The sequence below is a fragment of the Paracoccus yibinensis genome (genome assembly GCF_030846195.1).
Classification (GTDB): Bacteria; Pseudomonadota; Alphaproteobacteria; order Rhodobacterales; family Rhodobacteraceae; genus Paracoccus; species Paracoccus yibinensis.
The window spans coordinates 1-22,178 of sequence record NZ_JAVCWH010000001.1; the positions used below are offsets into that span (position 1 = coordinate 1).

A 22,178-nucleotide genomic window follows, 5' to 3' on the forward strand; every position below is an offset into this window, starting at 1 on the left:
CGCAATCAGTTCGCCATAATGTTCGGCGAGCGCTTCGACGCTTGAGTATCTGAAACCGCATGGACCGGGCCAGATACACAAAGTTCAGGACACTCCCTAGTCTTGGGGCGGAGCCGTTAGCTTGGCGAAGGCCATCGCCTTCGCCACGTGGCTCCATATCAACCAACGCCGCTGGGCCTCAAAGGCCCGGCCAGCGCCCGCCCCGCCACCGGCGGGCGCTTCACGCCCACCGGGTCGGGCGCTGGCCTACCGGGGTCGCGTGATGGGAATGTTTCTGATGGCACCCGGTCACGCGGGCGGGGAAACGCAATGCGTTTCCTTTTTCCGCCCGGTCGAAGGAAATCGCAGCATCTGCACTCAAGGCCGCCGCAGCTTTCGGAACGCCGCCGACGCCCCCCACCCCGCAAAGACCGCAACCCCCAGCGACATCAGCCCGTAAAGAAACGGCTGATCGAACGCCAACCGATATAGCCAGCGTTCCACCCCCACCTTGCGCACGTTGATGGGCGCCACGAACACGTCGATCACCTGCCCGTTCCGCAGCAGAAAGATGCGGGTCTTGTAGGCGCCCTCGACGAGATTCGCAGGCAGGCTGACATCGGCGCGGAACAGCGTCTGGTCGATCAGCGACACGCTGCCCTCGTCCAGGCGGTAAAGCCCCTCGTCCTCTCGGATGCGGATCAGGGCTTCGGTAAAGGGAACGGCGCTTTCGACCGCGACCTGGCCCGCAAAGGCCCGCATCGCAAGGGGAAGCGAAATGCGATAGCGGCTGTCCCATTCCGGCAGCAGGATGTCCTCAAGCGCGGCGGAGGTGGCGACGGCATAGAAACCCGGCGCGGCGCCGATCCTGACGGATTCGGAATTGACCCAGATCCCCGCCTTGCGTTCCTTGCGCCAGACCGTGACGCCGCGCGAAGGGGCCTCGACCGTGACGATGACCTGCAACGGGGGGCCGGGTGGGATGGGACCTTCACGCTTGATTGCGCCATAGATCAGGATGTCTGACCCGTCGAAGCTGGCGGTGATCGCCACACTGTCGCTGGACAGGCCCGCCACAACCGTTTCCGTAGGCGGCAAGGACTGGTCCCGCGGCGGAGCATCGGACACCGTCGATTGCGCGCCAGCCATGCCCGACAGCGCCAGCAGGACCAACCCGGCCCATGCCGCCCGCATCAGCCGATCCCCGGCTGGATGGCGTAAAGGTCATCGGGTGTCAGGAACAGATCCAGCGCCAGCTTGCCGCAAACCGCCAGCACCAGCAGCGCCAGCAGGATGCGCAGCTGTTCGGCCCGCAGGCGCGCACCCAGCGTGGTGCCGAACTGCGCGCCTACCACGCCGCCCAGGATCAGCAGCACTGCAAGCATGATGTCCACCGTGTTGTAGCTGACGGCGTGCATCAGCGTGGTGAAGGCGGTGACGAAGGTGATCTGGAACAGCGACGTGCCCACGACAACCTTCGTGGGCATCCCCAGCAGATAGATCATCGCGGGCACCATGATAAAGCCACCGCCGACACCCATGATCGCCGCCAGGACGCCTACCGCAACCCCTACCAGCAGCGGGGGAAAGACGCTGATATACAGCCCCGACGCCCGGAACTTGACCTTCACCGGCCAACGGTGGACCCAATTGTGCTGGTGCAGCCGCTTGCGGTGGCCGGGCTTGGACGATCGCCGCAGCGCGCGGACGCTTTCCTGCAGCATCATCGCGCCGATCAGGCCCAAGAAGACGACATAGCACAGTTGCACGACCAGGTCGACCTGACCCAGGTCCTGCAGCAGCGTGAAGACCCAGACGCCCATCCATGACCCGATCAGACCTCCGGCCAGCAGCACGCCGCCCATCCTGAAGTCCACGCTCTTGCGCTTCACATGCGCAAGGACGCCGGACACGGACGAGGCGACGACCTGATTGGCGCCGGTGGCCACGGCGATGGCGGGCGGGATCCCGATGAAGAACAACAGCGGCGTGATCAGGAAGCCGCCGCCCACGCCGAACAGCCCGCTCATCACGCCGACAAGCCCGCCAAGGCCGATCAGCGTGAAGGCGTTCACGGACACCTCTGCGATGGGAAGGTAGATCTGCATGAACCCGCGCGCCGTTTGCGTCATCGAAAAGGATGCAACGACCCGGCAATGCCGTCAAACCGCTTTCGGGCGCTTGAAGCGCAGGAACCGCGCGGCTAAGCAGGAACGAAGACGTGAACTGGCGCTGTCCCGCGCCCCAGGACCGGCGGAAAATGCGCATCTTGATCACGAACGACGACGGCATCAACGCACCGGGGCTTGAGGTTCTGGCCGAGATCGCGGCAACGCTTGCGGGTCCTTCGGGTCAGGTCTGGACGGTTGCCCCAGCGTTCGAACAATCGGGCGTCGCCCATTGCATCAGCTATTCCCACCCGACCATGGTGGCGAGATTGGACGAACGCCGCTACGCGACCGAGGGAAGCCCCGCCGACTGCGTTCTGGCCGCACTATGCGACATCATGGCGGACGCGCCGCCCGACCTGGTGCTGTCGGGCGTGAACCGGGGCAACAATTCGGGCGAGAACGCGATGTATTCCGGCACCATCGGCGGCGCCATGGAGGCCGCGCTGCAGGGCCTGCCCGCCATCGCCCTCTCGCAATACCTGGGACCGAAGACATCGGCCCTGGCCGATCCGTTCGAAGGCGCCCGCCAACATGGCGCGGCGGTGATCCGGCGGCTGCTGGATCATGGCGACTGGACCTCGGACGCGGATTTCCGGCTGTTCTACAACATCAACTTTCCGCCTGTTCCGGCGTCGGCGGTGCAAGGCACCCGCGTGGTGCCGCAGGGGCGCAGGCAGGGCACGAATTTCCGCGTCGTGCCCTATACCGCGCCCAATGGCCGCCGCTTCATGTGGGCGGCTGGCGGCGCGCAGAATGCCCCCGCACGGCCCGGCACCGATGTCGCGGTCAACATGGACGGCTTCATCTCGGTCACGCCCATGCGGGCGGATCTGACCTGCCACGTGTCGCTGCGCGAGATGGAAAACCTGTTCGACGAAGACAGCCCCAAGGCGGAGAGCCTATGAGCGAAGGTCACGACGACGAAGACGACCCGGCCGAGCGCAAGATGCGCTTTCTGTTCCAGTTGCGGTCACGCGGCGTTACCGATCCGCGCGTGCTGGCAGCGATGGAGAAGATCGACCGGGGGCTGTTCGTTCGCGGCCAGTTCGCCGACCGCGCATACGAGGACACGCCTCTGCCCATCCCCTGCGGGCAGACGATCAGCCAGCCATCCGTTGTCGGGCTGATGACGCAGTCGCTGAACCCCGGCCCGCGCGACACCGTGCTGGAGATCGGGACGGGGTCCGGCTACCAGGCGGCGGTTCTGTCGGGGCTGTGCCGCCGCGTCTATACCGTGGACCGGCACCGCCGCCTCGTGCAGGAAGCCGAGGTGATCTTCCGCCAGCTGGGCCTGTCGAACATCACCGCGCAGGTGGCCGACGGATCGCGCGGCCTGCCGGATCAGGCGCCCTTTGATCGCATCCTTGTCACCGCCGCCGCCGAGGATCCGCCCGGCCCGCTGTTGGCACAGTTGAAGATCGGCGGTATCATGGTCGTGCCGGTGGGACAATCCGATGCGGTCCAGACGCTGATCCGCGTCACCCGGACGGACACCGGCTATGACTATGGCGAATTGCGTCAGGTGCGATTTGTGCCGCTGGTCGAAGGGTTGGGACCGACATGACCCGGATCTGCGGCACGGCAGGTTGAGGACGACGGAAATGAGCAGGACTTTTCGACAGGCCGCCAGCGTCGGGGCGGCTGCCTTTCTTTTGGCGTCATGCGGCGCGACGGGCTTCGATGCCGACCTGCGCGGCTGGATGCCCGGGGCGTTGAACACGGCCGATGCCGCCGCCGGCGCCGCGCCGCGTCCGCAACCCGATGACCGGGGAGTGATCACCTTCCCGACCTATCAGGTGGCGGTGGCGCGCAGCGGCGATACGATCGGGTCCGTCGCGGCTCGCCTGGGTGTCGATGCCGCGCGGCTGGCCCAGCACAATGCCCTGCCTGCGAATGCCCCCTTGGGCGCAGGGCAGGTTCTGGTCCTGCCCCAGCGCGTCGGCGCGGGCGGGGCGGCGCCGGGACCGGGCGGCAGGGCTGTCGTGTCCGATCCGTTTGCGCAAAAGCCGGCGCAAGGCACCTCCTCCCCGGCCGCGACCAGGCAGCCCGCGCCCGGTCCTGCCAATCCCGCGCAGCATATTGTCGTCGCAGGCGAGACGGCCTGGTCGATTGCCCGAAAATACGATGTCAGCGTTCAGGATCTGGCGGCCTGGAACGGCTTGCCCTCGTCCATGGGGCTGCGCGTCGGGCAGCGGCTGATCGTGCCCGTTGCCGGGCAGAAGGCCCCGGATCCGGCGATCGTCACGACCGCGCCCGGCAGCGGCAGCCCCACACCCCGCCCGCCTTCCGCCGAACGCCCGCTTCCCTCGGAAACCACCATACCTGCGGCTGAACCCGGCCCCGCCGCGCCCACGACCGACCTGGGTGCGACGCGGACCGCCGCATCCGCCGGGGGCCGGTTCCAGATGCCGGTGTCGGGGTCGATCATCCGTGTCTATGAGAAGGGCAGGAACGACGGCATCGACATCTCCGCCACCGCCGGAACGGCGGTCAAGGCGGCGGGCAGCGGCACGGTTGCCGCTGTGACCAAGGACACCACCGGCGCGCCCATCGTGGTGGTTCGCCACGACGGCAACCTGATGACCGTCTATACGGGTCTCGACGGTCTTGACGTAGCCAAGGGCGACACCGTGTCAGCCGGCCAGTCCATCGGCAAGGCAGGCGGGGGCGGGTTTGTCCATTTCGAAGTGCGCCAGGGCTTCGAAAGCGTCGATCCAGAAAAATACCTCAACTGAGGACATGGGAACGCGCGCCTGCCTGCCGCGTTGGCCTGGCATCGACAAGCCAATGGAGGAAAGGCATGGACCATTCCCAACACCCCCGGCTTTTGCCGGATGAACTGACCGATGCGGTGCTGACGGGCGCATCCGTCTATGGTCCCGGAGACCAGACGATCGGCAGCGTGTCGCATGTGCATGGCTCTGGAAGCAATGCGCAGGTGGTGATCGACGTGGGCGGGTTTCTGGGCATCGGATCGAAACCTGTCCTGGTCCCGGTATCGGACCTGGACGTCATGCGTGACGGCGATGGCGTGGTCCATGCCGTATCGCGGTGGAGCAAGGAGGATCTGAAAGCCCTGCCCGAACATCGCGACTAGGCTGCCAATGGCGGCGTTCCCGCCGCCGCCTGGGGAGAGACACAGGTAAGGCCACCATCGTGTTCAGCGCATATGGGGTTACGTCGCCTCGGACGGCGGAGGAAGCTGGCATTCGACGCAGCGCCCGCGTTCAGCCTTGGGCGGCAAGCCACCGGCGGTGGTCGATGGACAGATAGCCGACATCGGCCGACCCGGTTTCCAGGGGCAACAAGCGGCTCAAGTCACGCCAGACCCCGTCAGACGATCGGGGTTTAAGTTATGGAGAGTAGCTCACCCACGTCCGCCCCCCCTGCCGTTGCCGCCACCATTCCCGTTGCCACCGCCGTTCCCGTGTCCGCCACCATTCCCATGGCTACCGCCGTTTCCGCGGCCCCCATCGTTTCCTTGTCCGCCGCCATTCCCCTTGCCGCCACCGTTCCCGTGACCGCCGCCGCTTCCCTTGCCGCCTCCCTTGCCGTCGCCGTGGCCCCCTGCACTACCGCCGCCGTTTCCGCGGCCGCCGTTGCTGCCACTCCCGCCTTTATTGCCGCCTGCACTGCCGCCACCGTTTCCAACGCCGCCGGCATTGTCGCCGCCCGGACTACTCCCCTTGTTGCCGCCACTGCCTCTGCCGTCATCAGCCCTATCCTCGGCGCCGTTGCCATCGGTGTTTCCAGTTCTCGCAACGGCATTGCTTTCTGCTCTGTTCCGGACGCCCGCCCGATTGCGGCTGTTCGAGGTGCGCAGCCATTCATTGTCTCCCCGGCCAAATATGGACCGCCGACGGCCCTCTGCTGTTGCCGGGGGTGCCTCGGCGCCGCTTCTGTCCCTGTTGGCCCGGGCCGGGTCTGGATCGCCCCTGCGGGTAATGACCGGCTTTGGCTTCGGGGGCGCTCCTCGGCCGCCCAGCCATAGTTCCAGATACCCCTCCTCTGGGGATGGCGTGAAGCTGACGAAGTCCCGCGCCGCAGTGTCCAGCGAAGCTGCAAGTTCCTCGGCTGCCTTCCGATCCTGGGGATGAAAATATCGGACATGGGTTTCGCCGATTGTGAACGGTGTCGAAGCCTCCTCGGGCGACCATCCCGCCTCTGCAAGCCGCGCCATGGTTTCGGTTCGCCCTTCGGCCGCCATGCGCTCGGGGACGTAGACGGCCAGGCGCATGGTTGGCATTTCCAGCAAGACCGGCGGTCGCTGCGGAATGGCATCTGCCTCCGGCACCTCGGGACGGACAAGCTGCGGCCGTGACAGAAAGAGAGCTTGCTCTGCCTCTCCGAAGGCCGCGCCAGACGACTGCGCCGCAACCCCGTGGCTTGCCTCGAGGTCAGGCTGTTCGGAAGCGAAAGGAAGTGCGGAAATTTCTGGCGTGCTGGGCGCAGCCGTCGTTGCCGCCAAGGCAGCCATCTTCGGTCCAGGCGAGAACGAGGCAGACAGCGCGTCAAGGGGCGCAACAGTCCTTGCCTGCGGATCCGCCGAAGGACCAGTCCCGGAATCCAGGAACACCGCTGCCGAAGGTGCCGACATGACCGGCGTCACATAGGAAAGCGCTGCATCCAAGGGAACGCCAGCCGAGACAACCGGCGGATCACCCAACTTCGGGAAATCACCCGCGTCGGGACGAGTTGCGCCAGGACTGACGAGGGAGGCACCTGCCAGACCACCAATCACCAGCCCAAACAGCATCGGCTGCACTCTGCCGCCAAACGCAGGCTTGTCTTTCGCCTGACGCCATGCGGCAAAGGCCGTGGGCGGACCGAAAAGATGCGCTACGCGGTTTGCGGCTTTCGGCTGCCCGTCCTCGGCAGTGTTCATCAGCGCCGGCACGCTTGCAGGTGGCACCATGTCAGGCAAGTCAGCGCGCTCGCAAGGCTTGGGGCATCCGCCGTGGACGGTCCGCTGCTGCTCTGCTGCACGCTGCTGCAAGACCTTTTCCCGCTTGGCGCGGGCAGCCGCTACCCGTTGTTTCCATTCTTCAGGATCATAGGGAAGAAATCTGGCAGCCGGAGCATCAGCTACGGTCTGGTGCTGCGGTTCTGGCGAATGCTGAACCATGACTGTACCACCAAAATCCGCGCCATTCTGACGCGCTCACGTGCAAAATACCATTTTCGGCCTCGATGCGCAAAGCTGCGAGGATATGGCAGGCGGTTATCCGCAGGGCAGCCTTGCGATCAGCGCGTGTCCACTGATGCCGACGCAGCCGCGCGGCACCGAAAGCAGCATCACAGCGAAAGGGACGAACGGGGATCGACATAGAACACATGGTCGTCGATCAGCCGCACCCGGACCATGGCCGGAACCCAGCTTGGGGACACGGATGTGGCGTGATAATGGTCAGCGCCTTTCAATTCGGGCATCGGACCTTCAAGCAGTGCCTGGGCCGCGAACCGGACCGCCCTTTCCCAAGCTTCCCTGTCGTCTATGGGCGGATAGTCGTACTGCGACGTGAGGAAGCTGAATTGCGAGGGGACGATGTTCCCGCAGGCCGTGTTCCCCCATCGGTGCGGAATTGCGGCGCGTTGAACGATCACCGATGCGACAGCACGCTGCCCGAGATCCTCCTGGTCACGGGCCTCATGGTAGATCGCCACAGCGATGCAGGACAGATCGCTTGCATTGCGCAGCGAGTCGGGCGGCAAGGGAATGGCGGCGCCTTGCAGGATCTGCCGCGCGGTGGCGGGACGCGGCTTCGGCCGACGAGTGTCGACCTTTGCCGGGCGAGGCGCGGGAGCACTGGCGACCTTGAGCGACAGGTCGGAGCGCACAGAGGGCGGAGAGAACCGTCCTGGCAGGGTTGCCAAAGGAAGCTGGAAAGGTCGCGGGGGCATCTGTTGAACCCCAGGCAATCCGATGGACGCTTCCGGCTTGCGGTAGGTCAAATCATCGCCGTCTTCGACCCGCGCAAGAACCATGGCACCGGCATACCATATACCGACGAGCGTGATGGCCGTGCCGAAAACCGTTCGGATCATCGGGAAACCCTTTCGATCCATGGCAACGGCGCAGGCCGCGAAACCGTTCCGGCCGCTTGCGCCATTGCCTGCCCGATAATTGGTGCGCCCGGATCTGCCCCATCAAAACGGGGCGAGCATCAAGCCAGATGAAGTGCTGGCGCTAGTATGGCAGACGCAGGTTTCGTGCGGACAAGGAATGACGAATGGCTCTACAGCGTTCTTCGGTGCTTGGCTCAGCAATAACGCTCGACGAACGCCATCTGGTGATCACCATACCGGTCGCCGTGCGCAAATCCGGCCGGAAGGATGCTGTCAATCTCCGCAAGGTCCGACGTGCTCAGATCGGGGATTTTCCAGTCGCCAAGGTGCTCTGCCGTCCGCGTGCCCGGAATGGGTATGATGTGATCCCCCTGCCCCAGAACCCAGCCAAGCGCCGCACCGGGTACCGTCCACCCTCGCGCGGCGCAAAGGGCGCGAAACGGCGCAACGGCACATAGATTGGCCGAGAAGTTCGGTTCGAGGAACCGGGGATTGGTGTCCCGGAAGTCGATGCCGACGCGGAAATCCCGCTTCAGGGGCTCTCGGCCGAACATCCCCCGCCCCAGCGGAGAAAATGCGACAAGGGCAACCCCCAGTTCCTTGCAGGTCTGGATCAGGCCAAGCTGGGGCATGCGCGTCCAGAGGGAGAATTCATTCTGGACAGCGGTCAGCGGATATTCGGCATGAGCCCGGCGCACGGTCGAGGGCGCGACCTCGGACAGGCCATACCCGCTTATTTTCCCTTCCTCGACAAGCCTTGCCATCGTTCCCGCCAGATCTTCTATGGGGATCTCGGGCTGGCGGCGGTGGATATAGTAAAGATCGACATGCTCGCGACGCAGTCGTCGAAGCGACTCCTCCAGACAGTTGCGGATATATGCCTCGTCGTTGCGCACGGCCCGAGGCGGCCCGTTGATGATGCCGCACTTGGTGGCAAGGTGCACATCCTGGCGCCCCCAGTTGCCGATGACCTCTTCCGACACGCCCATGCCGTAGATGTCGGCGGTGTCGAAATGGCTGATGCCCGCGTCCACCGCCGCGTCAAGGCACCTAAGGGATGTCGCTTCATCGGTGGCGCCGAACATTCCTCCAAAGCTCATCGCGCCAAAGCCAATGGCACCGACTTTGCGGTTGCCAAGCCGCCTCTGTTCCATGCGTGCCCCTCAATTGTATTCCGCGGTGCGGCAGGTAAGCGTGCAGGACTTCGCCAGTCAATAATTCAGTCGGCCTTGCTGTCGGTTAATGACACGCAGCCCTGCCCGCACGCACTGGTTTTCGGCCCGACATTGTTCAGCGACTTGGATCACTGGCTCGCCTTCAGCTCGTGAAGGAGGCAGCGGGATCTCAACAGGCGCAATTCGGAGGAGGTGCCTGATAGTTGGCGGGCCAGCCAAGCTCAGCAGTTTGCATGTCGCGTTTTCGGCCCCGGCCGTGTTACTGACTGCATAGGGGTCTGGTTCTTCCCCATGGGCTAGCAGGCGCACCTCGCTCCAGGCCTGATCCATCGCCGTTCGCGACCCCGTCTGTGGTTCGTGCTGCTACGACAGAGGAGACCTGCCGTGAAGGATGATGCGATGCAGTTCCAGCGCACCATCGGCATCGACTATTCAGGGGCGAAGACGGCAGACTCCAGTCTCCCGGGGCTGCGGGTCTACCAGACCGAGAGCGGTGGCCCTGCGGCAGAGATCGGCCCGCCGCCAGGCCCACAGCACTACTGGACGCGCCGGACCCTCGCCGGGTGGCTGATCGAGCGCCTCGCCGAACCCATCTCCACCATCGTCGGCATCGACCATGCCTTCTCATTCCCCGAGGCCTACTTCGAGGAACACGCCCTGCCCCGCGACTGGGACGTCTTTCTCGACGACTTCCACCGCCACTGGCCCACGGACATGCCCGGCCTCTCCGTTGATTCCCTGAGGCATGGAGGGGACGCGGCTGCGGCACTGGCGGCCTGCCGCAAGGGTCAGACCCGCTGGCGCCGGAAGGCAGAGGAACTGGCCCGGGGAAAGTCGGTCTTTCATTTCGGCGTCACGGGTCAGGTCGCCAAATCGACCCATGCCGGCCTGCCTTTCCTGCGCCACATCCGCCGCGCCCTGCCGAAGCTGCACGTCTGGCCCTTCGACGGCTGGAAGATACCCACGAACAGTTCGGCGCTGGTCGAGGCTTATCCCCGTCTCTACAGCGCCGCCTATGCCACCGAGGGCCGGACGGCTGATCAGCATGATGCCTTTGCGACCGCATCCTGGCTGCGCGACGCAGATGTGGACGGGCGCCTGCCTCAGGCCTTGGCCCCAAAGCTGAGCAAGGTTACAGCTCGACTCGCCCGGCACGAGGGCTGGATCCTCGGGGTGATCTCAGACCAGCCGCCTGCCTCGAAATCAGCGGCGGGCAAGGTGACTGGACTGCCCCGCGCTCGCCCGGGCAAGGGAACAACGACACCAGGCTATCGCAATCCCAATGGCCAGGTGGTGATCGGTCCGACAGGGCGCGCTGGAACGGACCACAACCAGCAGGTTTATCGCCTCTGCTGCGGGCAATGCGGCGTGAATTACGGAGCGAACGGCTCGGACATCCACGCACGCAGATGCCCGGCTTGCGGCGGAGGCAAACCGGGGCTGGTGATTTGACGGACTGACTGTGGTTCGCCCGTCAGCCTCCATAAGACTTCACGAGCCCCAAACCGGTCCGTGGCCGCCGAGACCTGTGACGCGGAGATCGACTTCGGCGCCGACCCCGGAAGTCTGGCTACCCTTGTCTTTACCCAGAGCAGCGTAGGGTGCGGATCTTCCGAGCGATCAGTTGCGCCCTCCAGGGATGAGGCAGTCTTTGTGCCTTGATGCGCGGCGGCCCTTGCCGACAAGGTTACGCGCCCTGTGCGAATGGCTAACCTTGCGCAAGCGCCGGCCTCAGTGGCAATCCAGGAGGCCCGGCGGCCGTCCGTCAGTGCCAGGTGACGACATAGGGGCCGAAACAGCAGCGGCGCGCGGTTACGTTTCCTCGTTCGTCGGCCACGGAAAAGACGCCGACGGTCCATTCGAAGGGGTTCGGGGCAAAGCTGATGACAGGCATGGGATGTTCCTGGGTTCAGGTTTCACGAACCCAACAGCCCTGCCCCGCCCTCAGGTTCCGAAAATTGTCAAATGATGACTTGCATCGCCCTTGATGTTGCACATGCACCACGGCCCTGAACCACTCACTGTCCTGATGGGGTGATCAGGTACTTTTCTCCTGTGGCCTTGCGGCCATAGGCCGCGACGGTTTCGGGTTGCAGCGCCTGTTCCAGCGTGACGCGGGCGGTGTAATGGCTGGCGAAGGTTGTCGTCATCTCGGCCAGGATCCGCTGGTGCATCCGCCCGATGACGGTCGGCTCAAGGCGCTGCAAGGCCCGGAACAGCAGCCAGCCCCCCACGTTCCAGCTGAAGCCGAAGCCGCGGCGCAGGACCGTTGGGCCGGTGTCCAGGGCGCCATAGATATAGCCCTGCTTCGGCACAGCAGAGCCATATCGGTCATAGCTTGTCATGTTGGCCTGCGCGACGGCCTCCATGGCGTTCAGGACGATGCTGGTCGTCTCGCCTCCGCCAATGGCGTCAAAGGACAGGGTGGCGCCGGTCGCGGCGATGGCCTGGGTCAGGTCGTCGCGAAAGCTGTCGCTGCTGCTGTCCACCACATGCTCGGCGCCCAGGTCGCGCAGCAGGGCCACTTGCCTAGGGCTGCGGACGATGTTCACCAGACCGATGCCGTCGGCCTTGCAGATCCGCACCAACATCTGTCCCAGATTGGAGGCGGCGGGCGCATGGACGATTGCGCTGTGTCCCTCGGCCCGCATGGTCTCGACAAAACCCAGGGCGGTCATCGGGTTGACAAACAGCGCCGCGCCTTCCTCGGGTCCGGCGCCGTCGGGAAGGACGAGGCAGTCAGCGGCGGCGATCAGGCGCAGCTTCGCATACATGGACCCTCCCAGCATGGCGACCCGTTTGCCCAGCAGGTGCTGCTGGTCCGGCCCCGCCGCGACAACGGTGCCTGCTCCTTCGTTACCGGGAACAAGCGGCTGGTCGATCCGGGCGCGCATGGCGGGCATGGCGGCAGGCGGAATGCGGGCGGTCAGGGCCTGGCCGTCCCAGGCCAGCGTCTCCATGTCGGCAGGGCCGAACATCAACCCCAAGTCCGAGGGATTGATCGGTGCGGCCTCGACGCGGACCAGAAGCTGGCCCGGGCCGGGATCGGGAAGCGTCAAGGGCTTCAGCTCCAGCCGCAGCGTGCCATCGGCTGTGACGGTCGTTCTCAGTTCCAGGCTGTCGCGGTCCATCAGTCCCTCCGTCTGCGGTTCCTGGGCATCTTTCCGCAGGCGCAGACCAGGTTCAACCGCGTTGTGGCGTGGTTCCTGTCCATAAGCTCAATCCGCCGCCTCGCCGGTCCCCCATGGAGCACCAACGACATGCCCGGGCGCAGATCCTCCGACGGGGGGTGGCCCTTGTCCATGACGATGCGTGCCGCCCTGCGCTACGCGTTTGCTGAATTTGCCGTGGCGTTGGTGCCCGCCAGAAGGCTGCATTTCAGGTGCCGTCGCCGGAGAGAAGGATCCGACCTGGCCTGGCAAGCCCTGGTGTTCCACCGCGTCCGGTTTCCGTGAGGTTGACGATTACCAGACCTCGCTGCCCCTATGGGACGCAAGCGCCCTGCGGGGGCCACAGACTCGCCGACCGACCTGCGCGCCGGCATGACCCAGACGGCCAGCGGCGGGGGGGCGGGTATACCGATTTTGTCCAGTTTGGCCCGGGACATATCGACGGCGATGCAGTCCTGCACCGTACTGGGTCACCGCCATGTCATCGGGCGGAATACCCCACCGGTTCGGCCCGCAGGCGGGGGATAAAATCCACACTGGCGCGGTCGCTCCCCCCCAAAGGCATCGGCAAGTCCCGCCCCACGCCGATTTCCCACCGAGGCCGCACCGGCGGGACTTGTCCACAAATTCTGTGGATCGTTTAGGGGATTACCAGAGGATGCAAGGCTGCGGAACGCCAGGCCGCGAACTGGCGGAAGGACCGCGCTTGCAAAGACGGTGGTCCGTGCCGACTGCAAACGCCGATCGTGCAGTCGGGCCAGTGGGTCCAATGCGACCCGGGTGTGGCGGCGAAGGCCCGCGCCTTTTCCCTCGCGGCAAGCAATGCCTCCTGGAGGGCTTCGGAGAAACCTTCGGCGTCAGCCGCCCCGATGCCCGCTGCCGTGGTGCCGCCATAATCCGCCCGGCCAGCATTGCAGCCCGGCCGCATACCGCAGCTTAGGTGGCGCGCCAGGCAATCCGTTGGGGCACGCCCTGCCTGGTCATGTCGTCCGCCATAGCCGCGCTTGAACCAGACAGTGCGGCCATCAGGTCAATCCGGGATTTCTCTCTGTAGCCTCGTCCGAACTGCCGATGGCGGACAGGATCGTCGTGACGGCTTGCCGATCTTCGCCCGCGAGCCCTTGATCGTCCCTCCAGCGCCTCCGGGAGGCGCCAGATTCGGCGGCATTGGGCAGGGGGCCGGCAGCCGATCGCCAAGCGCCGATCCCGTCCGCCGACGATCCCTATGCGCATGATGCCTCTGTCCGTTGGCTTGCCCGCTTCAACACCCCTGTCCCTGGCGAATCCCGGCGTTGAAGCGGGCGATTTCGCGCGGCTCGGGTTCCTGGCCCGTATAGATCCTGACATACATGGGAATGCGGGCAAGACGGGTTTCGACGTCCTCCTTGACCTGCATCGAGATATAGCCGATCTGGACCAGATAGACGGTGCGGGCACGGATATCGGCCTCGTCCGGAGGGTGGCCCCACCCGACCAGCATGGCGGTGATGGCCTGCAACCGAGCCTCGTCAGCGGCCTTGACACGGTCAGCCACGCCTTCGTCCTGCAAGGCCCAGCTTCGCACCGCGAACTCCAGCGGGGCATCGAAGGTGTTTGCCGCCAGAAAGCAGGTAAGCACATTCAGCATCGCCTCGGACACGGTTTCGGCATAGCGGGTGGTCGCTTCGACCAGCGGCCTTGTGGTCCGCTGTTCCCAGCCGTCGATCAGGGCAGCCAGCAATGCTTCGCGGTCCTCGAAGAACCAATAGAAGCTGGTGCGCGACAGGTTCAGCCGCTTGGCGAGCGGCAGGATCTTCACGGCATCGACGCCGCCCTCGATCAATGCCTGATAGCCGGCCTCAAGCCAACCCTCGCGCGAGCCGCGCCACCCCTTTTCCGCTGCATTGTCGTGGTTCATTGTCGATGGGTATGCGGTTGCCTCCTCCCGAACAAGCCAAATGTTCAGCACAAGCCCTACAGGGTTCAGTCATGTTTATAAAATTGACATCTGTGAACATTTTGGGCATGATCCGATCTTGCACGTTGATCTTGCAGGCAGGCCCATGGCGACCGACCCCCTACTCCAGCCCTTCCAGCTCAAGCACCTGACGCTTCGCAACCGCATCATGATCACCAGCCATGAACCGGCCTATCCCGAGGACGGGATGCCCAAGGGACGCTACCGTGCCTATCATGTCGAGCGGGCAAAGGCTGGCGTGGCGCTGACGATGACGGCGGGATCGGCCTCGGTGTCGCGGGACAGCCCGCCGGTCTTCAACAACATTCTTGCCTGGAAAGACGAAGTGGTCGGCTGGATGCGGCAGCTTGCCGATGAATGCCACGACCATGGCTGCGCTGTGATGATCCAGTTGACGCATCTGGGCCGGCGCACCCGCTGGGACAAGGCCGACTGGCTGCCGGTGGTGTCGCCCGGCCATCAGCGCGAGGCCGCGCACCGGTCCTTTCCGAAGAAACTGGAAGACTGGGACATTGCCCGCATCACCGGCGACTATGTCGATGCTGCCGAACGGATGAAGGCCGCGGGCCTCGACGGGATCGAACTGCAAGCCTATGGCCATCTGATGGACCAGTTCTGGTCGCCGCTGACCAACGAACTGGATGGCCCTTATGGCGGCGATCTGGATCATCGGCTGCGTTTTACCTTCGACGTTCTGCGCGGCATCCGCGAACGCTGCGGGCCGGATTTCATCGTCGGCGTGCGCTATACCGGCGACGAATGCCTGCCTGGCGGCCTGGACGCGGGCGACGGCATCGCCATATCGCGAAAGCTGAAGGACAGCGGTCTGGTCGATTTCCTGAACGTGGTGCGCGGCCACATCGATACCGATGCAGGGTTGACCGACGTGATTCCCGTCCAGGGGATGCGCAACGCCCCGCATCTGGAATTTGCGGGACAGATCCGCAAGGCGACGGATTTTCCCACGTTCCATGCCGCCAAGATCCCCGATGTGCCGACCGCGCGCCATGCCATCGCCTCGGGGCTGGTGGATATGATCGGAATGACCCGCGCCCATATCGCCGATCCGCATCTGGTCCGAAAGATCGTCGAGGGCCGCGAGGATGACATCCGCCCATGCGTCGGGGCGAACTATTGCCTGGACCGCATCTATCAGGGTGGCCTGGCCTTCTGCCTGCACAATGCGGCCACAGGCCGAGAGGAGACGATGCCCCACACCATCCCGCCTGCCGGCACGAAGAAGCGCGTCACGGTGGTGGGCGCCGGTCCCGCCGGCATGGAGGCCGCCCGCGTCGCCGCCGAACGCGGCCATGCCGTGACCGTCTTCGAGGCCGCCGACAGGCCGGGCGGCCAGATCCGCCTGACCGCGCTGCAGGAACGCCGGCGCGAGATGATCTCGATCATCGCCTGGCGCCAGGCCATGTGCGAGCGTCAGGGCGTGTCCTTCCGCTTCAACACCTTCGCCGAAGCAGACGACATTCTGGGCACCGACCCGGACGAAGTGATTATCGCCACCGGCGGGCTGCCCCATACCGAGGTTCTGGCCCAGGGCAACGACCTGGTCGTGTCGGCCTGGGACATCCTGTCGGGCGATGTGAAGCCGGCCCAGAACGTCCTGATCTTCGACGATGCGGGCGACCACGCCGCGCTGCAGGCTGCCGATCTGATCGCCGCGACCGGTGCGCGTGTCGAGATCGTCACCCCCGACCGCGCTTTCTCCCCCGAGGTGATGGCAATGAACCTGGTTCCCTACATGCGCAGCCTGCAAGCCCGCGACACCACCTTCACCGTCACTTGGCGGCTGATATCGGTCGAGCGGGAAGGCAACCAGTTGCGCGCTGCCCTGGGCAGCGACTATGGCGACATGACCCGGAATCGCATCGTCGATCAGGTGGTCGTCAACCATGGCACCCGCCCGCTGGACGATCTGTATTTCGACCTTAAGCCGCTGTCGTCGAATGGTGGAGAGGTCGATTACGAGGCCCTGACCACCGGCGCGCGTCAGGATGTCCGCACAAACCCCAAGGGCAGTTTCCGCCTGTTCCGCATCGGTGATGCCGTCGCCTCGCGCAACACCCATGCCGCGATCTATGATGCCCTGCGGCTGGTGAAGGATTTGTAGGGTCATCAGACGCGCCCGACGCGTCACCATCAAGGTCTGGGGCCGTACTCCAAAGCGTAAATTCGCGTGACTTTGCTGCGCCCTCGCACGTTGACACTGCCCAGCAGGCGCAGACCCGCGTGCTGACCAAGCGCCTCTGCGGTCGCCTCGCCCGCAATCAGGGGAACGCCCATATCCTTTGTCAGGCCTTCCAGCCGCGCCGCCAGGTTCACCGCGTCGCCAATGGCGGAATAGTCGAAGCGCGCCCCTGAACCCATGTTGCCCACGATGCAGGTTCCCGTGTTGATGCCGATCCCGATGGACAGCGGCGCGACGCCGTCGCGCGCGAACTCCTTGTTCAATGCGGCAACCGCGGCGATCATGCGGCGACCGGCGGCCACTGCCCGGGCTGCATGGTCGGGCACGTCCAGAGGCGCGTTCCAGAAGGCCATCAGGCAGTCGCCGATATACTTGTCGATCGTGCCGTTCTCGGCCAGGACGGCCTGGGACAAGGGTTCCATCAGCCGGTGAAGGATCGTCGTCAGCTGTTCGGGCTGTCCCTGCAACTGCTCGGCCAGGGTGGTAAAGCCGCGGATGTCGCAGAAAAGGACCGTGATCTCTCGGCTTTCGCCACCAAGCCGCAAGGCGCCAGGATCGGCTGCCAGGCGTTCGACAAGGGCGGGGGCGAGGTAATGGGCAAAGGCGCGCGTCAGCCCGGCACGAAGGCGCCGTTCGGCCGCAAAGTCGCGCAAGGTCTGTCCCGCCGCCGTTACGGCAAAAGCCGCCATCGGTGCCAGGGGCGGCAACCACAGACGTCCCAACCGCAATGTCAGCCAGCAGGCCACCGGCAGAACCGCCAGGCCCAGGATCAACAACGGGATCTGCCACTTTCGCGCACCCGACCACAGCACGGCCATCGCCAGGATTGCCGCCGCGAAGATCGCGCAGACGCGCGGCACTACGCCTGACGCACGGATCCAGTCCCCCGCGACAAGGTTCGCGACCAAGGTGGCATGGATTTCTGCCCCGGCTACCAAGGCCCCGGATCTGACGGTGGCAGGGGTCGTGAAGGCGTCGCCGCCGCCCTCGTCCGCTGTCGGGGCAGCCTGAAGGCTGAAGCCCACGATCACATCGCGTCCGGTGAAGATACCGGGGGGAAGGAAGGTTCCAGGATCAAGAGCCTGATAATAAGAGACCGTGGGCATGCTGCGTGCCGGCCCATAGAACTGCATCAACGCCCCCGGCGGCGTGTCCGGCACAGTCACCCCGCGCCCTGCCAGCAAGGCGCGGGCAAACGTATCTGGTTGATGAGGCACGCGGCGCGCCGTCCCGTCACGGTCGAGCGGAATGGTTGATACGCCCGCAACCGCGCCCGCCTCAAGCAGCGCCGGAAGGGGATCGGTCCGCAGAAGCTGCGTCGCCTGCGGCGTGTCGAGAATGCGTTCGTCGGCCGCCAGGATCGTGTCCGGCCCCACCGAAGCGGCCAGGGCGGCATCGGCCCCAGGCTCTGACGGATCGGCAAAGATCAGATCCAGGGCGATGACCCGTGCCCCCGCGTCGCGTAGCGCCGTCACCAACCGCGCATGGATGTCGCGGGACCAAGGCCATTGCTGTCCTATCTCCGAAAACGACGGCTCGTCTATGGCGACGATCAGCGGGGCGTCGGCGGGCCTTGGCGGTGGCGCGATCATCGACAGGTGATCGAAGGCCCGCGCCTCCAGAAGCTGCCAGGCGGGCAGTTGCGACAAGACACCCGCTGCCGTTGCCGCCGCCAGTGCCAGGACCGCCAGACTTGCGCGGCGCTTGTGTCTGGCGTCAGGCCCGCCGCCGCGCAGGTCTTTCCACCATGGACGAGAGGGGGCTGCCATGACGTCCCTGTCAGAACCTGATGCTGAGAGAGGCTTCTATGGTCCGGCCCGCGCCCTTGATGCCCGGCGCAACCTCGAACGGCTCGTCCAGCAGATTCCACACGTTCAGTTCTGCCAGGAACCGTTGGTCAGGGGATTCCCAGACCGCTTCAAGATCGGTGGTCCATGCGCCCTCCACGCGTCCGCCCGTTTCGTCACCGATCCGGGGACCGACCCAGTTGGCCGAAAGGCTGGCCCGGATATTCGCCGGATGGACCCAGGTCAGGCCCAGCCGCGCGGCTTCTTCAGGGACGAAGGGCAGGCTTTCGCCAAACGTCGCGCTTGCCGGATCGCGGTTCCTGCTAGCATTCCGCACCACGGTCGCGAACAGACCCAGTCCCTGGGGCAGTTTATAGTTCACCGTGGCCGAGATTCGGTCCAGCCGCCCGTCCACCACGTCGATCCAGTCAAGGCCGGTGGGAATGGGCACGGAAATGTCGGTGAACTCCTGCCGCTGCACATCGACCGAGGTAAACAGGCTGTCGCTCCATTCCGCGTCCCATCGGACAACGGCGGTCTTGGAAATGCCGTCAGGGTCCAAGGGCATACGGCTGGGCTGCAATGCCACGACACCGACCGGCGCCAGGGTGGTGTCCCCGGTGCCGGTCGTCTCGGCGATCCATGCCGCGCGCAGCCAGTGCCGTTCCGCCGGACGCCACGAGACGCCGATACGGGGGTCCAGCCTGGAAAGCGAGACGTCGCCACCGAAGCGCAAGGCGACGGCGCCGGCTTCGACGGCAAGGCCCGGTCTGACCTCGTGGTTGACGTTGACCCAGGCGCGGGCCACGTCGAAGGCGAGGCTTCGCTCCTCGCTTGTGACGATGGGCACCGGGCCAAAGATCGTGGTGTCTTTTTGCGCACGCGATGCCTTGACGCGGCCGACCTCGACCCCGGTGCGCAGCACCCATGGACCGCGACCATAGCGCCAGCCCAGGGCCGCCATGCGCGTGCTTTGCGAGGTGTCCGCGTCAAGGTTGCGGAGGCCAAGAATCCCCCCGGTGGCTGCAGAAGCCAGAAGGCCGGTTTCCCTGGTCTGCTGGACAGCCCGTGTCCCGAAGATCGCCGCTTCGACCACGTTGTGCCAGCCGAAACTGTGGCTCCAGCCAAGGCCCGCGCGATCCAGCCGCGTCTCGCGTTGGCGGTCGAAAAGAATGGTGTCGAAGGGCAGCAACGGTTCGTCCAGAATGAGCAAGCCATTGCCGACCTGGGATCTGACGCGGCCAGTCTGCCCATAGAACACGATGTCGTCATCGGGTGTGACGCTGGCGGTCGCATAGGCAAGACCCGAGGTCACCCGATCGTCGAGGTCGAATTCGGCCAGGGGGATCTGCGATCCGGGCTCGCGCCAGCTGCGGCTGTCCGCCAGCCCTTCCCGTTCCAGCAGAAGATAACCGCTGACCGGGACGGGACGATGGCCGAAGCCTTGCAGTTCAAGACTGCGCATTGCTCGGCTATCCGCGTCGGTCGCGATCGTCCCGAAGCCCAGCGTCGCCTCGACAAAGGGGCGGCGCAGCACGTCATTGCCGCGTTCACGCCCTGTGAGAATACCGGGGGACAGCAGCAGCCCCTGGAAAAGACCGGAAAAACTTGCGGCGTCGGGTATGGGATCAACGACATTGTCGCCATAGCCCAGGCTGGACGCGACGGGCGATGCACTGCCCGCCACGGCCTGGTCGATCAGGCTTGCGCCGTCGAAGGGATCGAACACCGCCTCGCCATAGGATCGGCCCCAGGCATCCAGGCCCTGCAACCGGAAGGCCTGGTTCAGCAGCGACCCCTCGGTCCGGTTGGCCTCGGCCCCCGCGAAATCGCCGCCGCGTGCACGGGCGCGACGCATGGCCGACTGCGCGGCGGCAATGGCGCGGTCGGCCTCGTATTCATCGATTGCAAGCGAGGCGGCGGCTTGTGCCGTGACAGGGTCGTTCGGGTCAAGGCGATCCGCATTGTCCAGCGCCTGCTGCGCCAGTTCGCGCTCTCCGGCGGCAATATAGGCGGCCGCCAGCAACAGCAGGCCCTGGGAATAGGCCGGGTTGGCGGTCGATCCCGCAAGCAGGTCGTCCTGGGCTGCGGCGACATCCCCCCGCTGAAGGTTCCAGCGGCCGCGCGCAAACAGCGCCACATCGAACGCCGGATCCAGGGCGAAAGCCTGGTCGATCAGCGGCTTGGCCTCGTCCGGTCGGTCCTGGTCCAGGTAAAGGAAGGCAAGATTGACATAGGCCACGGGATCCATCGGCTGCAGGGCAATGGCGCGCCGCAGCGCCGCCTCGGCCTCGCGGTTCGCGCCCAGCGTGGACTGCACCGTTCCGATCTGGTTCCACAAGGACGAGACGCCCGGGGCCTCGGCAACCGCGCGGTTCAGCACCGACAGGGCATCGGCATGGCGGCCTTCGAAGTCCGAAAGAAAGACCGCCTGCGCTTTCAATGCGCTTGGGTCGTCAGGGTCGATGGCAAGCGCCCGTGCGATGGCGGCCCGCGCCTGGCTGCGGTCATCGACCAGCATCGCAAGCTGCGCCCGGGCAGCGGGCAGGATCGCGTGGTCAGGAAAGCGCGTCTCGGCCGCCGCCAGTTCCCGCAGGGCGGCGGGAATGTCCAGCAAGACCGCCTGCGCGTAGGCGTGGGCAAGCGCACCCGACGGTGTCCCGGATCCGGGCGGAGGAGATTCCGCGCGGGTGGGATCGGCAAGGGCGCGGGCGAAATAGCCCGCATGATCGGCCACGGCCCTGCGGTCCGCATCCAGACGCGGCCCTGCCGCCGCAAGCAGACGCTGGGCATCTCCATAGCGTCGCTGATCCGCGGCGATAAGACCCTCGACCAGATCCAGCCGCGCGACCAGGTCAGGTTGCGTGACCCGCGCCCGTGCTTCTGCCACCCTTGTCCGCGCCACCTCCGTGCCTTCCAGCGCGAAGGCCACCTCGGCCGCGGTCACAAGGTCGGCCGGGCTGCGCGCATCCGCGGGCAAGTTTTCAAGCCGAGCGCGCTCGGCCCTCAGGGTGGCGCTGGGAAAGTGCGACGGGGCCAGCGACGAAAAGGCCGAGCGGAGGGACAGATAGGTCAGCATCTGTTCTCGGTCGGAAGGGTCGGTGATGATGATCTTGGTCGGCGCCTCGCCTATCCGGGCGGCGGCGGCTTCCCCCTGCCGGACAGTGACCGAGCCTTGTGGATTGCTGAGCCTGACGATCCCCTCCAGCACGGTCAGCGATGTCCGGTCGCCTTCCACTGTCAGGGAAAAATCGGTTCCCCGGACCGCTGCCGCTGCCGCCGGGGTTTCCACCATCAGCCCCTGCCCGCCGCGCGCGGCCCTGCCCCACAATGTGCCGCGCTGCAGTTCAAACACGCTGTCCGACGACGCACCCACCTTTTTGACGACAATCGTGGTGTTGCGCGCCAGACGCATCTGCGTCCGGTCCGCGAACATCACCGCAAGATTGCCCATGGCATTGGTCCTCAGCACATCTCCGGCCAGCAGGTCCTGCGCCAGTTCCACTGCCGTCCAGCCTGACAGGTCAATGAACTGGACCTCTTCGCCCGACCTTCGGGCTATGACGGACCCCGCCGGGGCGGCGTTGCGCGTCAGCGGTTCTGCAAAGGCCGGGCTGACCAGCAGACAGACCACGGCCAGGCGCACGGGCAGTCGGAGACACATGAACAGAAA

General features: G+C 65.6%; 16 protein-coding genes. 6 read left to right on the plus strand and 10 right to left on the minus strand.

Annotated elements, in window-relative coordinates:
* Window positions 1-357 precede the first annotated feature (357 nt).
* On the minus strand, window positions 358-1,173 hold the full coding sequence (locus RAH32_RS00005; RefSeq protein WP_306603898.1) for a TIGR02186 family protein: 816 nt from the start codon (window positions 1,171-1,173) through the stop codon (window positions 358-360).
* Complete coding sequence (locus tag RAH32_RS00010) at window positions 1,173-2,087, minus strand: sulfite exporter TauE/SafE family protein (protein ID WP_306603900.1); 915 nt, start codon at window positions 2,085-2,087, stop codon at window positions 1,173-1,175. Before RAH32_RS00010 ends, RAH32_RS00005 begins: the two co-directional genes overlap by 1 nt.
* Window positions 2,088-2,239: 152 nt before the next feature.
* On the opposite strand from RAH32_RS00010, the gene surE reads away from it, so the two are divergent.
* From surE to RAH32_RS00030, 4 genes are all read left to right on the plus strand, one after another.
* The gene (gene surE / locus RAH32_RS00015; protein WP_306603902.1) at window positions 2,240-3,055 is read left to right on the plus strand and encodes a 5'/3'-nucleotidase SurE; all 816 of its coding nucleotides are present in this window, start codon (window positions 2,240-2,242) and stop codon (window positions 3,053-3,055) included.
* Window positions 3,052-3,714: a protein-L-isoaspartate(D-aspartate) O-methyltransferase gene (locus RAH32_RS00020; protein ID WP_306603904.1), complete on the plus strand. Its 663-nt coding sequence runs from the start codon at window positions 3,052-3,054 to the stop codon at window positions 3,712-3,714. Before surE ends, RAH32_RS00020 begins: the two co-directional genes overlap by 4 nt.
* A gap of 37 nt (window positions 3,715-3,751) precedes the next feature.
* Window positions 3,752-4,885 (plus strand): LysM peptidoglycan-binding domain-containing protein, encoded by a 1,134-nt coding sequence (locus tag RAH32_RS00025; protein WP_306603906.1) that lies wholly within the window; start codon window positions 3,752-3,754, stop codon window positions 4,883-4,885.
* Window positions 4,886-4,950: 65 nt separating this feature from the next.
* Window positions 4,951-5,247 carry a PRC-barrel domain-containing protein gene (locus RAH32_RS00030; RefSeq protein ID WP_103171141.1) on the plus strand — a complete coding sequence of 99 codons (297 nt, stop codon included), beginning with the start codon at window positions 4,951-4,953 and terminating at the stop codon, window positions 5,245-5,247.
* A gap of 251 nt (window positions 5,248-5,498) precedes the next feature.
* Here RAH32_RS00030 and RAH32_RS00035 read toward each other — a convergent pair whose 3' ends face one another.
* The 3 genes from RAH32_RS00035 to RAH32_RS00045 all read right to left on the minus strand — a co-directional run bounded on the left by RAH32_RS00035 (window position 5,499) and on the right by RAH32_RS00045 (window position 9,370).
* The gene (locus tag RAH32_RS00035) at window positions 5,499-5,891 is read right to left on the minus strand and encodes a hypothetical protein (RefSeq protein ID WP_306603912.1); all 393 of its coding nucleotides are present in this window, start codon (window positions 5,889-5,891) and stop codon (window positions 5,499-5,501) included.
* Window positions 5,892-7,445: 1,554 nt separating this feature from the next.
* Window positions 7,446-8,195 (minus strand): cell wall hydrolase, encoded by a 750-nt coding sequence (locus RAH32_RS00040; protein WP_306603914.1) that lies wholly within the window; start codon window positions 8,193-8,195, stop codon window positions 7,446-7,448.
* A gap of 215 nt (window positions 8,196-8,410) precedes the next feature.
* Window positions 8,411-9,370, minus strand: coding sequence for an aldo/keto reductase (locus RAH32_RS00045; RefSeq protein ID WP_306603916.1), 960 nt, complete (start codon window positions 9,368-9,370; stop codon window positions 8,411-8,413).
* Between the two features lie 405 nt (window positions 9,371-9,775).
* Here RAH32_RS00045 and RAH32_RS00050 point away from each other — a divergent pair, with 405 nt between their 5' ends.
* Entirely contained in the window at window positions 9,776-10,843 is a 1,068-nt protein-coding gene (locus RAH32_RS00050; protein ID WP_306603918.1) for a hypothetical protein, read from the plus strand.
* A gap of 313 nt (window positions 10,844-11,156) precedes the next feature.
* Here RAH32_RS00050 and RAH32_RS00055 read toward each other — a convergent pair whose 3' ends face one another.
* The 3 genes from RAH32_RS00055 to RAH32_RS00065 form a co-directional block, all read right to left on the minus strand.
* Window positions 11,157-11,285 (minus strand): hypothetical protein, encoded by a 129-nt coding sequence (locus RAH32_RS00055; protein ID WP_306603920.1) that lies wholly within the window; start codon window positions 11,283-11,285, stop codon window positions 11,157-11,159.
* Between the two features lie 124 nt (window positions 11,286-11,409).
* On the minus strand, window positions 11,410-12,522 hold the full coding sequence (locus tag RAH32_RS00060) for a zinc-binding dehydrogenase (RefSeq protein WP_306603922.1): 1,113 nt from the start codon (window positions 12,520-12,522) through the stop codon (window positions 11,410-11,412).
* Window positions 12,523-13,822: 1,300 nt separating this feature from the next.
* Window positions 13,823-14,458 carry a TetR/AcrR family transcriptional regulator gene (locus RAH32_RS00065; protein WP_306603924.1) on the minus strand — a complete coding sequence of 212 codons (636 nt, stop codon included), beginning with the start codon at window positions 14,456-14,458 and terminating at the stop codon, window positions 13,823-13,825.
* A 145-nt stretch (window positions 14,459-14,603) separates the two neighbouring features.
* On the opposite strand from RAH32_RS00065, the gene hpbA reads away from it, so the two are divergent.
* Complete coding sequence (hpbA, locus tag RAH32_RS00070) at window positions 14,604-16,640, plus strand: N-methyl-L-proline N-demethylase HpbA (protein ID WP_306603926.1); 2,037 nt, start codon at window positions 14,604-14,606, stop codon at window positions 16,638-16,640.
* A 29-nt stretch (window positions 16,641-16,669) separates the two neighbouring features.
* Here the strand turns inward: hpbA and RAH32_RS00075 are convergent, their stop codons facing one another.
* Window positions 16,670-18,487 carry a CHASE2 domain-containing protein gene (locus RAH32_RS00075; protein WP_306603928.1) on the minus strand — a complete coding sequence of 606 codons (1,818 nt, stop codon included), beginning with the start codon at window positions 18,485-18,487 and terminating at the stop codon, window positions 16,670-16,672.
* A 10-nt stretch (window positions 18,488-18,497) separates the two neighbouring features.
* A complete protein-coding gene (locus RAH32_RS00080) occupies window positions 18,498-22,169 on the minus strand; it encodes a TonB-dependent receptor domain-containing protein (RefSeq protein ID WP_306603930.1) in 3,672 nt (1,223 codons plus the stop codon).
* Window positions 22,170-22,178: the final 9 nt, after the last annotated feature.